Raw genomic sequence first — 12,863 nt, forward strand, 5'->3', positions numbered from 1 at the left:
ACCATGCAGAACGACGGTGACAGATCATGACCATGGAAGCGGATTTCATCATCATCGGCGCAGGCAGCGCCGGCTGCGCCATGGCCTATCGGCTGTCCGCATCCGGGGCCTCGGTTCTGGTCATTGAATACGGCGGAACAGATGCCGGGCCGTTGATCCAGATGCCCGCCGCGCTCAGCTATCCAATGAACATGTCGCGCTATGACTGGGGCTATCAGTCTGAACCCGAACCGCATCTGAACAACCGTCGTCTGGCTTGTCCACGCGGCAAGGTGATCGGGGGCTCAAGCTCGATCAACGGTATGGTCTATGTGCGCGGACATGCGATGGATTATGATCACTGGGCCGAAAGTGGTGCCGATGGCTGGGCCTACGCCGATGTGCTGCCCTATTTCCGGCGCATGGAGAACTGGCATGACAGCGGCCACGGCGGTGATGCTGACTGGCGCGGCAAAGACGGCCCGTTACACGTGATGCGCGGCCCCCGCGACAACCCGCTGTTTTCGGCTTTTGTAGAGGCGGGCAAGCAAGCGGGCTATGAGGCCACGGATGATTACAACGGACAAAAGCAGGAAGGCTTTGGTCCGATGGACCAGACGGTCTGGAAAGGCCAGCGCTGGTCGGCGGCAAATGCCTATCTGAAACCGGCCTTGAAGCGGGCAAATTGCAGCATCGTGCGCGGGTTGGCGCAAAAAATCGTGATTGAAGACGGCCGTGCCGCAGGTGTCGAAATCAAACGGGGTGCCAATACCGAAATTCTGAAAGCCCGCCGCGAGGTGATCGTGGCGGCTTCGGCGATCAATTCGCCCAAGCTGCTGATGCTGTCAGGGATTGGTCCGGCGGCTCATATTGCCTCGCATGGGGTCGACATCGTCGCTGACCGGCCCGGCGTCGGGCAAAACCTGCAGGATCATCTGGAGCTTTACATCCAGATGGCGGCGATCCAGCCCATCACGCTGTTCAAACACTGGAACCTGTTGGGCAAAGCCATGATCGGGGCGCAATGGCTGTTTACCGGCACAGGGCTCGGGGCCTCGAACCAGTTTGAAAGTGCGGCTTTCATCCGCTCACGCGCAGGCGTGCCATACCCGGATATCCAATATCATTTTCTACCTATCGCCGTGCGATATGATGGCAAGGTGGCAGCCGAAGGGCATGGGTTTCAGGCCCATGTTGGCCCGATGCGGTCGCAAAGTCGGGGCAGCGTCACGCTGGGGTCAAACAACCCGGACGAAGCACCGATTATCCGTTTCAACTATATGTCTCACCCGCAAGACTGGGAAGAATTCCGCACCTGCATCCGCCTCACCCGTGAGATTTTTGCGCAAGAGGCATTTGCGCCATTTGCCGGCCACGAGATTCAGCCGGGCGACGCAGTGCAAAGCGACGCCGAACTGGATGCGTTTATCGCCGAACATGCCGAAAGCGCGTACCATCCTTGCGGGACCTGCCGGATGGGTCGCGTGGACGATCCCAACGCGGTGGTCGATCCGCAAGGTCGGGTGATCGGGGTCGATGGGCTGCGTGTTGCCGACAGCTCGGTCTTCCCGCGGATTACCAATGGCAACCTGAACGGGCCGTCGATTCTGGTGGGCGAGAAAATGGCCGATCACATTCTGGGGCACGACCCGCTTCCGGCGGCAAATGATGTCCCTTGGGTGCATCCGGATTGGGAAACCTCGCAGCGTTGACGTGAGGATCTGAAAAGCCTGGAAAAACGTACGAAAAAGCGCGCATTTCAGACGACTTATTGATCCGGGTCAAAGTTGAGGCTACGGACCGCGCACTAATCTGAACCGAAATCAAAAAAGAAGGAGCGAACAGATGTCCCATACGCCGCACGAACTGGCCGAAGAATTCCCCGACAAGGTGCAGGTGATGAGCACGCTCAAGCAGGATGACGCGCATTTTGCGCGGCTGTTTGACGAATACCACGAGATCAACCGCGCCGTGCACCGTGCTGAAACCAATGTCGAGCCGGTCGAAGAGCTGGCCGAAGTTGACATGCGCAAGAAACGCGCCGCTCTGAAGGATGAGATCTGGGCGATCCTGTCCAAACACTAATGCAAAAAACACGTGACCCGGCTGCCTTGAGAAGGCAGCCGGGCCGCGCTTTGGTCAATTGACCTGATAGGGCAGAACCCCCCGTTCATTCGCATCAATTGTAAGTCGCCGTTCAAGCGGTGGCACAGAGCGTTGGTGGCAGGTCTGACGTTCGCAGATTCGGCACGAGATGCCGATAGGTTCGAACGCGCTGGCATTGTTGACATCCAGATTGTCCGCATACACCAGCGACCCCGCGTGACGCACTTCGCACCCCAAGGCAATCGCATAGCGGCGCACTGGCGCACCGTAAGATCCACCGGGTTTGGACACATCGCGGGCCAGTGAGATATAGCGCACGCCGTCTGGCGTTTCGGCTAGCTGGCGCAGGAACCGGCCGGGCGTTTCAAACGCGCGGTGCACATTCCACAACGGGCAGGCCCCACCGAACCGGGCAAATTGCAGTCGCGTGGCGCTGTGGCGCTTGGTGATCGTTCCCGCCTGATCGACGCGGACGAAGAAAAACGGAATGCCCTTGGCACCGGGGCGCTGCATGGTCGACAGCCGGTGCGCCACCTGCTCAATGGATGCGCCAAACCGGGCACTCAGCAGTTCCAGATCGTGCCGACACGCCTGCGCCGCCTCAAGAAACACGCCATAAGGCATCAATGCGGCCCCGGCGAAATAGTTCGCCAGTCCGATCTTGGCAATGGCGCGGGCTTCATCGTTGTGGAACCGGGCGAAATCCAGCGTGGCCTCCAGCAGTTGATCTTGTTTCAGCAGCGCCAGTTGCAGCAACAACTGAAACACTTGGGTCTGCGGCGAAGCCCGCGAAGACAACTGTAAAGTTCGTGTTTGGGGGTCGTAGCGACGCAGTGTTGCGGTATCGCTGATCTCGATCCGCACGCCCAGATCATTCAGCGCCTTTTGCGCTGTTGCGCGGATCTGCCCCGGTTCACCGCCCTGCCGGGCAAAGGTTTCGGCCGAGCGATCCACCGCGTCTATATAGTTGTCACAGTAGTGGAAGAAATCGCGCACCTCTTCCCAGGGGCTGGCTTGTATCCGCGCGTCCTCGCGCCCCAAAGCCTCGTCAAGGGACGCCAGCCGTTCGTGGGTCTGCCGGTAACTGCGGTGCAGGGCGATAAAGGCACGCGCCAGGGCAGGGGCATTTGACGCGGTCAGTCGCAAATCCGCCAGCGGAGGAACGGTGTCCGCAAACACCGGATCGGCCAGCGCCTCGCGCATGTCGCTGACCAACCGCTCGCTGTCGCCGGTGGACAGTTCGGTGACGTCCAGCCCGAATTCCTGTGCCAAAGCCAGCACCACCGTGGTCGACACAGGGCGGTTGTTGTTCTCCATCTGGTTCAGATAGGGCAGCGACACGCCAAGTTTGGCGGCGAAATCTTTTTGGGTCAGCCCAAGACGGTTCCGGATTTCGCGCAGTTTGGCACCGGCATACAGTTTTTGAGTCGGCATGGGCGTCCTTTGCAGATTTACCTTTTTGGCAAGGTATGTTTGCAAAGTCCTGTGAGCAAGGGGTTACAAGCCCAGTTGGCGCTCGCGCAGGATAACCAGAATGATCGCGCCGACCGACAACGTCGATGTGATGATCATCAGCCACAAAAGCGGTTCTGCCCCGGTTTCCGGAGTCAGAAGGCTGCCGGCCAGCGCGCTTAATACGGCGCCCAGCCCCAGCATGATCGCGCCACTCAAGCCCGAGGCAGTGGCGGCCAGATGAGGGCGCACCGACAGCGCGCCCGAGGTTGCGTTGGGGATCGCCATGCCATTGCCCAGCCCGATCAGTACCATCAGGCCAAAGAAGGTATTCGGTGTGCCATACCCAAGCGCCATGATCAGGACATTGGGCAGGACTCCGGCCAAACAGACAAGGCAGCCCCAGAACACCATCCGGTTGATGCCGTATCGCATTGAATAGCGCCCCGACAGAAAGTTGCCGATGACATAACCGATGGCCGGTGCCCCAAAGTAAAAGCCCAACGTGGCAGGCGTCATGCCGAAAATCACGGTGCCGACAAAGGGCGCGCCGCCCAGATAGGAAAAGAACGAGCCAGATGTCAGGCCACAGGCCAAAGCGTAGCCCCAGAAGCGTGGCGATCGCAAAAGTTCGGGGTATTCCCGGAATTGCTGGCCCAGGGTCAGACCGCTTTTCATCTTGGTTTCGCCGAAGTCGTAATACGCAAGGGCAGCCGCCATCAGCGCGGTGACGAACAGCAACCAAAAGTTCGCCGTCCACCCAAACAATTCGTCCAGAACACCGCCGACCGCGGGGCCGATCATCGGAACGACAGCCATGCCCATGGTGACATAGCCGATCATGCTGGCGGCCTGATCTGCGTCATATCGGTCGCGCACGGAGGCGCGGCTGATGACCATCGCCACAACCACGGCAGATTGCGCCATGCGAAAGACAAGGAAGACCCAGGCGGATTGTGCAAAGATGCAGCCCAATGTGGCGAGCGCAAATACAACCAGCCCCCACAAGATCACAGGGCGGCGCCCAACCTTGTCTGAAATCGGGCCGATCAGGATCTGGGTAAAAGCGTTCACGCCAAGATACAGTGACACCGACAATTGCAGCACCGAATAGTCTGCCTGAAAATACTCAGCCATGCGGGGCAGGCTGGGCAGGAAGATATTCATTGCCAAAGCCGACAGTCCGGAAAGCAGGATCAGCGTGGCGATATGAGGGGGGCTGCGGTGGTCCGAAGATCCGGCAGATGGGGAAGCACTCATGCCCAATCTGGTATTCCCGTGCCGCGCCAGTGTCCATCGGAAAAGAATTCCGCAGAGGGGATTATGAGGTGGTTAGCAAATTTGCATTTAGCTAGTCATCGTTTCACGACAATTTGCAAATTTGCCGAATTTTGCTTTAGCCGGGATAGCAGTGCCTATATGGTTCGCCGAAATTCAAGAGGGGATACGCACCATGAAGGATATTCTTTCCGAGCTCAGCGACCGCCGTAACGAAGCACGTTTGGGCGGCGGTCAGCGCCGGATCGACGCGCAGCATGCGCGTGGCAAGCTGACGGCACGCGAGCGGATTGAACTGCTGCTCGACGAGGACAGCTTTGAAGAGTTCGACATGTTCGTCGCGCATCGCTGCACCGATTTTGGCATGGAAGAACAAAGGCCTGCCGGTGATGGCGTGGTTACGGGCTGGGGCACGGTCAATGGCCGGATGGTCTATGTGTTCAGTCAGGATTTCACCGTGTTCGGCGGCTCCCTTTCAGAAACACACGCCCAGAAGATCTGCAAGATCATGGATATGGCGGTGCAGAATGGTGCCCCTGTCATCGGCCTGAACGACTCGGGCGGGGCGCGAATCCAGGAAGGCGTGGCATCGCTTGCGGGCTATGCGGACGTGTTCCAGCGCAACATCATGGCCAGCGGCGTGGTGCCGCAGATCAGCGTGATCATGGGCCCGTGCGCCGGTGGTGCGGTGTATTCGCCCGCGATGACCGACTTTATCTTCATGGTCAAAGACACCTCTTACATGTTCGTGACCGGCCCTGACGTGGTCAAGACCGTGACCAACGAAGTGGTGACGGCCGAAGAGCTGGGCGGGGCATCGACCCACACCAAGAAATCCTCGGTTGCGGATGGTGCGTTTGAAAACGACGTCGAAGCGATGGCCGAAGTGCGCCGTCTGGTCGACTTCCTGCCGCTCAACAACCGCGAAAAGCCGCCCGTGCGCCCGTTCTTTGATGAACCGGGTCGGGTCGAAAGCTCGCTTGATACGCTGATCCCCGAAAACCCGAACCAGCCCTATGACATGAAAGAGCTGATCGTGAAGGTCGCGGATGAAGGAGATTTTTACGAAATTCAGGCCGATTTTGCAGCCAACATCATCACGGGTTTCATCCGGATGGAGGGGCAGACCGTTGGCGTCGTCGCCAACCAACCGATGGTGCTGGCAGGATGTCTGGATATCGACAGCTCGCGCAAGGCGGCCCGGTTTGTGCGGTTCTGCGACGCTTTCGAAATCCCGATCCTGACGTTGGTCGACGTGCCCGGCTTCCTGCCAGGCACCAGTCAAGAATATGGCGGCGTTATCAAGCATGGTGCGAAGCTGCTGTTTGCTTATGGCGAAGCCACCGTGCCTAAGGTCACCGTAATTACCCGCAAAGCCTATGGTGGGGCCTATGACGTGATGGCGTCCAAGCATCTGCGCGGTGATTTCAACTATGCGTGGCCGACCGCCGAAATCGCGGTGATGGGTGCCAAAGGCGCGACCGAGATTATCCATCGCGCCGATCTGGGCGATGCCGACAAGATCGCGGCCCATGCCGCCGATTACGAAGATCGCTTTGCTAACCCCTTCGTGGCCGCCGAGCGTGGTTTTATTGATGAGGTGATCCAGCCGAAATCAACCCGCAAACGGGTGGCCCGGGCCTTTGCCTCGCTTCGTAACAAGAAGCTGCAAAACCCGTGGAAAAAGCACGACAACATTCCGTTGTGACGGCGAGGGGCGGTAAGCCCCTCCCCTCAGGAGCAAGACATGGCTTGTGATCCCATCTTTCACATGATTTCGGGCGGCCCCCGCCCGGTTGCCCCGTTTTCGCACGCGGTCGAGACGGATGGCTGGGTCATGCTGACTGGGCAGATGCCAACTGATCCCGCCGCGCCGGATGCGCCGCTGCCCGACGGGATCGAGGCGCAGACCCGCCGGGTCATGGACAATCTTGGTCTTGTTCTGCGGGGCGTTGGGTTAGACTATAGTCATGTCCTGCAGTGTCGTTGCTATCTGACCGAGTTCGAACGAGATTATGCGACCTTCAACACCACGTACCAAAGCTATTTCCCGGCTGATCGCCGCCCTGCGCGCACAACGATCGGAGTGACAGCTTTGGCGGTTGGGGCTTTGGTCGAAGTGGACTGTCTGGCGCGACGGCCATGACACAGCGTGGCTGGCATATCTTGCAGGAAACGGACGGGCTGACGTTGGCCCGGCACCTGCCGCCGCGCTTTGACGTGCAGGCTGAGACAGTTCTGGCCAAGGCCGATCCGCTAAGGCTGGCGCATCAGATCCGGCAGGATATGTGGCGGGCACTCCAGAACATGCGGGGATTTTCGCCGGTCGTGCGGGTGGAGACACGGGCCGAAGATGTGAAAATCACCGCAGGGGGACGCGTTGAGGGGCGCGTCCCCACAAATGCAGCCGAAGGGATCGCCGAGGTACTGGAGAACCCCGGCAACCGCGCCCGTTGGCTGCGCCATGCACGTCTGAGGGGAGGGCAGACATGACACAGTTTTGGAACGATCAGGCGTTCAGCATCAGCCATGCCGATGACAGTCCGTTTGTCGGGCAGGGGTTGCGGGCGTTTTTTGAGTACCGCGATCTGGGTATTCAGGATGGCACGAAAGGCAAATTCGGGGCGCACGTCATTCGTGCCGTGCCGGGCATGGAAAGCCCCGGAAGCTGGCATAGCCACGATCTGGAGTTCCAGATGGTTTACGTGACTAAAGGCTGGGTGGTGTTCGATTACGAAGGACAGGGCGAACAGCTTTTGCGCGCCGGGTCCTGCGTGCTGCAACCTCCGGGCATCAAGCACCGCGAGGTCCGGCATTCGGACGATATGGAACTAATTGAGATCATTTCTCCGGCAAAGTTTGACACACAGGACGAATCGGTCCCATGATCCGCGCGATCCGAACAAGAACAGCGCACGCCGCTGGCGTCGCGCCCGCAACCCCGACAGGAGGAGCTCACCAGAAATGGCGGGGTCGGGGTTGCGGCCTTTTCTTGTCTCTGACGCTGGGCCACGGGGCCATAGCGTCTGCGGATAGCAATCTGGTGGATGTGCCGTCCGGCCAGAAGATCCAATTTACCGAAGTTCTGGTTGATGACGCGCTGGGGGAAACCTGGATCAGGTTCCGGTTTCTGGCGCCGCAGATCGGGCGCAATGCGGGCGATATCGGATATGACGTCAGCGCCCCTGACATGGATCATTTATGCGAAGCCTTTGCCCTGCCATACCTTGCCCGGCATGGGCTGGACGCGGTGCGGGTGGTGATTTCGCTGTCTGACGAGAAGATCGAATTTGGCGTGTCCGATCCCGCAGTCACCCAGTTTTTCGAAGCTTATCGGCCAGAAGACGCCCGCTGTATCTGGGAGGAATTTTAACGATGCTACAATATCTTGCGGCGCAAAGCTCACACCGCTCAGCTTTTGAGGCTTTGGAGTCACAGGCCATCGTCTTGACCCGATCCGGATATATTTGCGACCTGTTTTCCGCTATGGTGCACAGCGGCTACGTACGCGTGGCCGATACCTTGAGGTTGAGGCAGGCAGGGCTTTTGGGCCCTGTTGGTTTCATGAAATCATACTGGAGAAACAGATGTCGAAGAGCATCAAATTCATCGCAATGGTCGCCTTTGTCGGCGCTGTTGCAGCCTGTGACAACTCTCCGAAAGAAGAGTTTGTCGTGGTCACACCCGAACCGATCTCGACTGAGCCGACGTACACCGGCAAGTACAAGTAAGATCAGCGCGGGACCGGCCTTGCGGTCGGTCCCGTCTGCGCCCCCATCTGCTTCATGGCGCCCTCAGCCGGAGGTGTGCTCATGCTGAAGCATCGCGGTTTCCCTGGCCGTCTTCCCGGCACCGACTTCCAGTTCACCCTACGCCGCGCCAATCCGCGCGGTGTCACGCCGATCACGCGGCGCGAACGATTTGCCGACCGCAAGCCGGCTGATCGGCGCGCGGACGCCGCCTTTTTTCGGGCATTGTGGGAAAACTTTGGCGACCAGCCCTTTGAACGTGGCAATCTGGATGCCGGTCGGCTGAGCTGGCTTTTCGGGCGCGAAGTGTTGCCCGCAGAAGATCCCTTTGATCCTGCCAGCTATGAAGCCTTGCTGGTCCTTGATCTGACGGCGGCGCGTGTTTCTTTCCCGGATGAGGTCGACAGATGATCGGCGGGATTTCGCATATCCTAGCGCGAAACCGGCAGGTTCCGGCCCAATTGGCGGGCGGGTTTCCTACGGGCTTGGCGCTGGTCGGAAATGGCGGCAACGTCCCTCTTGTCGGCATCGTGACACACCCTGCCACTGTGCCGACGCATCTATTCCGTACCCCTTCCTCAGGCGGGCAGGCGCGCATCCCTAATGCGACCCTGCCCGTATTTTTTCGCGCCGAACCGATTCGGCGCGGTTTCGCCCATTGCATGGTGTTTCTGGCTTTTTTCTTGCTCTTGGAACGGCCTGCAGCTTTTGTGGCCGCACAAAAAGAAGAGCAGAAAAAGGGAGATGCAGGATGCTTAAACTACGGGTTTTTGCAGTTATTGCAGTGTGTTCAGGGCTTGCAGCCTGTGGCGACACGATCGGTGAGCAAGCGCTTATCGGCAGCGGTGCAGGCGCCGTCACTGCGCTGGCGGTCAATGCCAACCCGCTCTTGGGGGTTGCGGCTGGCGCAGCGGGAAATGTGCTTTTTTGCCAGCAGTTCCCGGAACGGTGCTGATCAGCTAAGCAGTCCAGTCAGGACGGGGCCGGTTGACCGGCGCCGTCTGCACGCTGCGGGGTCGGCCGCACACAGAAATTCGACGACCCGGGTTATATCCGGGCTCACTTCAGACATGCAAAACACCGCGTCGGGCCAGTCTGCCCGGGGCGGTGTTTTGCGTTCGACACAACCCAAGACGAAGGACAACAGATGTTCAACAAGATCCTGATCGCCAACCGGGGCGAGATCGCCTGCCGTGTCATCAAGACGGCCCGCAAGATGGGGATTCCGACCGTCGCGATTTATTCGGACGCAGACAAGCAGGCCCTGCACGTGAAAATGGCGGATGAGGCTGTTCACATCGGCCCGCCGCCCGCGAACCAGTCCTATATCGTCATCGACAAGGTGATGGACGCAATCCGCCAGACAGGCGCTCAGGCGGTGCATCCCGGGTATGGTTTCTTGTCCGAGAATTCCAAATTTGCCGAGGCGCTGGCCGCCGAAGGCGTCGCATTTGTTGGCCCTCCTGTGGGCGCAATTGAAAGCATGGGCGACAAGATTACGTCCAAGAAGATCGCCCAAGAAGCCAAAGTGTCGACCGTGCCCGGCTATATGGGCCTGATCGAAGATGCTGAAGACGCTGTTAAAATCTCGAACGAGGTTGGTTATCCGGTGATGATCAAGGCCAGCGCGGGCGGCGGCGGCAAGGGCATGCGAATTGCCTGGAACGACCAGGAAGCCCGCGAAGGGTTTGAGTCATCCAAGAACGAAGCGGCGAACTCGTTTGGCGATGACCGGATCTTTATCGAAAAGTTTGTGACGCAACCGCGTCATATCGAAATTCAGGTGCTGTGCGACACCCATGGCAACGGCATCTATCTGGGCGAACGTGAATGTTCGATCCAGCGCCGTAACCAAAAGGTCGTCGAAGAAGCGCCGTCGCCCTTCCTGGACGAAGCGACCCGCAAGGCGATGGGCGAACAGGCTGTCGCGTTGGCCAAGGCTGTTGGCTATGCCAGTGCGGGGACCGTGGAATTCATCGTCGATGGCGACAAGAACTTCTATTTCCTCGAAATGAACACCCGTCTGCAGGTTGAACACCCGGTGACCGAATTGATCACCGGTGTCGATCTGGTTGAGCAGATGATCCGCGTTGCGGCGGGCGAACCGCTGAGCATCACGCAGGACGACGTCACGCTGACGGGCTGGGCGATTGAAAATCGGCTTTACGCAGAAGATCCGTATCGTGGGTTTCTGCCGTCGATTGGCCGCCTGACCACATATCGCCCCCCGGCCGAGGTGGCCGCTGGCCCGCTGTTGGTCAACGACAAGTGGCAGGGTGATGCGCCGTCTGGCGAGGCCGCTGTGCGCAATGATACCGGCGTCTATGAGGGCGGCGAGATCAGCATGTACTACGACCCGATGATCGCCAAGCTGTGCACATGGGCCCCGACCCGCGAGGCGGCGATTGAGGCGATGCGCGTGGCGCTGGACAGCTTCGAGGTCGAAGGTATCGGCCACAACTTGCCGTTCCTGAGCGCTGTAATGGATCACCCGATCTTCATCGCGGGCGACATGACCACCGCTTTCATCGAAGAGCAGTACCCGGATGGCTTCGAAGGCGTCGAACTTGGCGAAGGCGATCTGCGGCGCGTTGCGGCCGCTGCGTCTGCCATGCATCGGGTCGCCGAAATCCGCCGCACTCGTGTGTCGGGCCGGATGGACAATCATGAACGTCGCGTGGGCACTGATTGGGTCGTGTCGGTGCAGGGTACCGACTACAATGTGCATATTGATGCGGATCATGACGGATCAACCGTTACGTTCAGCGATGGCCCCAAAATGCGCGTGGCGTCCGACTGGACCCCAGGCGACCAACTGGCCAAGCTGGATGTCGACGGCAGCCCGCTGGTCCTGAAGGTTGGTAAAATCTCGGGCGGGTTCCGCATGCGGACACGCGGCGCAGATCTGAAAGTGCATGTGCGCAGCCAGCGTCAGGCTGAACTGGCCAAGCTGATGCCGGAAAAACTGCCGCCCGATACCTCCAAGCTGCTGCTTTGCCCGATGCCCGGCCTGATCGTGAAGATCAATGTCGAAGTCGGGGATGAAATCCAGGACGGTCAGGCGCTGTGCTCGGTCGAGGCGATGAAGATGGAAAACATCCTTCGCGCCGAGAAAAAGGGCGTGGTGGCCAAGATCAACGCCGGCCCGGGCGACAGCCTTGCGGTCGACGAAGTGATCATGGAGTTCGAATAAGACAATGCCCGTGGCGCATCCCCATTGCATGCCGCGCGTGGCCTTGGCTATTGCAGCCATCGCCACGCTGGCCGGATGCGCCATGGACAGCGAAGCCAAGGTCCGCACCCAGCTGGGGGCGTGGGTCAATCTGGGCGAAACCGTCTATTTTGAATCGCGCATGGACTGTACGGCGGCACTGTTCAAAACCCGCAGCACAACAGCGCGGGCATCGGTGAGCATGGTCCGGACCCTGCCGGACGGTCTGCGGTTGATCAGTGCTGGTGAAACGGTCGGGTTCGATCTGCCAGCGCAAAGCCCCAACGCGATCTCGCAGCAGGTGATGAGTGCGGATCTGCCCAACGGTCTGGGCCTTGTATCGTCGGGTATATCCGGCAAAAACTGTATGAGCGACACGGTTCAGCGGGCCTATCTGACGGCTTTGACGTCAGACAATTCAATCATGATCTATGCGCCGTCCACCAATGCACTGGCCGTTCTGGACGTGCAGCAGGGGCAGGTGTTTTTTGCGCGGGGCGATGTGTGATGGCCTACGGGACGCGCCGGTCTTCGACCTCTTGCAACCGCATTGGCATCTTGTCGATGCTGCGTGAAATTTCGCGCACGGTCCACGGCAGCGGTTTGCGCAACTTCACACCGCCATCCTTGCCAATCAGCACCATCATGAACCCACGGGGGCGCAGTTTCTGGCGAATTGGCGATTGCGCGGCCGGGTCCGTGTCGGTCAGCACGACCACATCACGATCCAGAAGCATGTCTTTGCCATCCATCAAAAACTGGATCTGTTGTTTGAATCTGGGGTCTGCGGGCGAGTCCGCGAAGATGACCACCGGGCGATTTATCCATAAAAATTCGCTCAAATCGCTGTCACCCGCCGGGCGGATCAGCGGATCTGGCGATGTTTCGGACAATCCGGTGGCCAGTGCCGTTACCGGAAGAAATGCAGTCAGAACAAGGGCTAGGATGCGGGTCATGCGGTCTCCTGTCTGCATGAATATAGGCATGTACCAGACGATTGCGAATGAACAATCGGTGTGGGGGCACGAAAATTCTAACGTTAAGCGCTTTGTGAGGGGTTTGGCATGACTGTCAGTCCATTCCCCGCA

At 59.3% G+C, this 12,863-nt stretch carries 14 protein-coding genes; 11 read left to right on the forward strand and 3 right to left on the reverse strand.

What is annotated here, in order from left to right:
- Positions 1-32 precede the first annotated feature (32 nt).
- Positions 33-1,691, forward strand: a complete 1,659-nt coding sequence (gene betA, locus FOY56_RS05010) for a choline dehydrogenase (protein ID WP_146345140.1) — start codon at positions 33-35, stop codon at positions 1,689-1,691.
- 133 nt (positions 1,692-1,824) lie between these two features.
- Positions 1,825-2,064, forward strand: a complete 240-nt coding sequence (locus FOY56_RS05015; RefSeq protein ID WP_146344726.1) for an HP1242/YdcH family protein — start codon at positions 1,825-1,827, stop codon at positions 2,062-2,064.
- Between the two features lie 54 nt (positions 2,065-2,118).
- Here the strand turns inward: FOY56_RS05015 and FOY56_RS05020 are convergent, their stop codons facing one another.
- Together FOY56_RS05020 and FOY56_RS05025 are read right to left on the reverse strand one after the other, a co-directional pair.
- Positions 2,119-3,519, reverse strand: coding sequence for a helix-turn-helix domain-containing protein (locus FOY56_RS05020; RefSeq protein WP_146344727.1), 1,401 nt, complete (start codon positions 3,517-3,519; stop codon positions 2,119-2,121).
- A gap of 63 nt (positions 3,520-3,582) precedes the next feature.
- Positions 3,583-4,797, reverse strand: coding sequence for a multidrug effflux MFS transporter (locus FOY56_RS05025; protein ID WP_146344728.1), 1,215 nt, complete (start codon positions 4,795-4,797; stop codon positions 3,583-3,585).
- 193 nt (positions 4,798-4,990) lie between these two features.
- Here FOY56_RS05025 and FOY56_RS05030 point away from each other — a divergent pair, with 193 nt between their 5' ends.
- The 9 genes from FOY56_RS05030 (at position 4,991) to FOY56_RS05070 (ending at position 12,283) form a co-directional block, all read left to right on the forward strand.
- Positions 4,991-6,523: an acyl-CoA carboxylase subunit beta gene (locus tag FOY56_RS05030; RefSeq protein ID WP_146344729.1), complete on the forward strand. Its 1,533-nt coding sequence runs from the start codon at positions 4,991-4,993 to the stop codon at positions 6,521-6,523.
- A gap of 39 nt (positions 6,524-6,562) precedes the next feature.
- Positions 6,563-6,961, forward strand: coding sequence for a RidA family protein (locus FOY56_RS05035; protein WP_222434960.1), 399 nt, complete (start codon positions 6,563-6,565; stop codon positions 6,959-6,961).
- Positions 6,958-7,308: a hypothetical protein gene (locus FOY56_RS05040; RefSeq protein ID WP_146344730.1), complete on the forward strand. Its 351-nt coding sequence runs from the start codon at positions 6,958-6,960 to the stop codon at positions 7,306-7,308. The genes FOY56_RS05035 and FOY56_RS05040 overlap by 4 nt, the downstream gene beginning before the upstream one ends.
- Positions 7,305-7,703 (forward strand): cupin domain-containing protein, encoded by a 399-nt coding sequence (locus FOY56_RS05045; RefSeq protein ID WP_146344731.1) that lies wholly within the window; start codon positions 7,305-7,307, stop codon positions 7,701-7,703. The genes FOY56_RS05040 and FOY56_RS05045 overlap by 4 nt, the downstream gene beginning before the upstream one ends.
- A gap of 104 nt (positions 7,704-7,807) precedes the next feature.
- Positions 7,808-8,188 carry a DUF6497 family protein gene (locus FOY56_RS05050; protein ID WP_246139419.1) on the forward strand — a complete coding sequence of 127 codons (381 nt, stop codon included), beginning with the start codon at positions 7,808-7,810 and terminating at the stop codon, positions 8,186-8,188.
- Between the two features lie 214 nt (positions 8,189-8,402).
- Positions 8,403-8,546 carry a hypothetical protein gene (locus FOY56_RS23480; protein ID WP_186766241.1) on the forward strand — a complete coding sequence of 48 codons (144 nt, stop codon included), beginning with the start codon at positions 8,403-8,405 and terminating at the stop codon, positions 8,544-8,546.
- Between the two features lie 81 nt (positions 8,547-8,627).
- Positions 8,628-8,975, forward strand: coding sequence for a hypothetical protein (locus FOY56_RS05055; protein WP_146344733.1), 348 nt, complete (start codon positions 8,628-8,630; stop codon positions 8,973-8,975).
- 736 nt (positions 8,976-9,711) lie between these two features.
- Positions 9,712-11,757 carry an acetyl-CoA carboxylase biotin carboxylase subunit gene (locus FOY56_RS05065; protein WP_146344735.1) on the forward strand — a complete coding sequence of 682 codons (2,046 nt, stop codon included), beginning with the start codon at positions 9,712-9,714 and terminating at the stop codon, positions 11,755-11,757.
- A gap of 10 nt (positions 11,758-11,767) precedes the next feature.
- A complete protein-coding gene (locus FOY56_RS05070) occupies positions 11,768-12,283 on the forward strand; it encodes a hypothetical protein (protein WP_146344736.1) in 516 nt (171 codons plus the stop codon).
- A 4-nt stretch (positions 12,284-12,287) separates the two neighbouring features.
- On the opposite strand, the gene FOY56_RS05075 is transcribed toward FOY56_RS05070, so the two are convergent.
- Entirely contained in the window at positions 12,288-12,731 is a 444-nt protein-coding gene (locus FOY56_RS05075) for a DUF4174 domain-containing protein (RefSeq protein ID WP_146344737.1), read from the reverse strand.
- Positions 12,732-12,863 lie beyond the last annotated feature (132 nt).

This window comes from Falsiphaeobacter marinintestinus, assembly GCF_007923355.1.
GTDB classification, from domain to species: Bacteria; Pseudomonadota; Alphaproteobacteria; order Rhodobacterales; family Rhodobacteraceae; genus Phaeobacter_A; species Phaeobacter_A marinintestinus.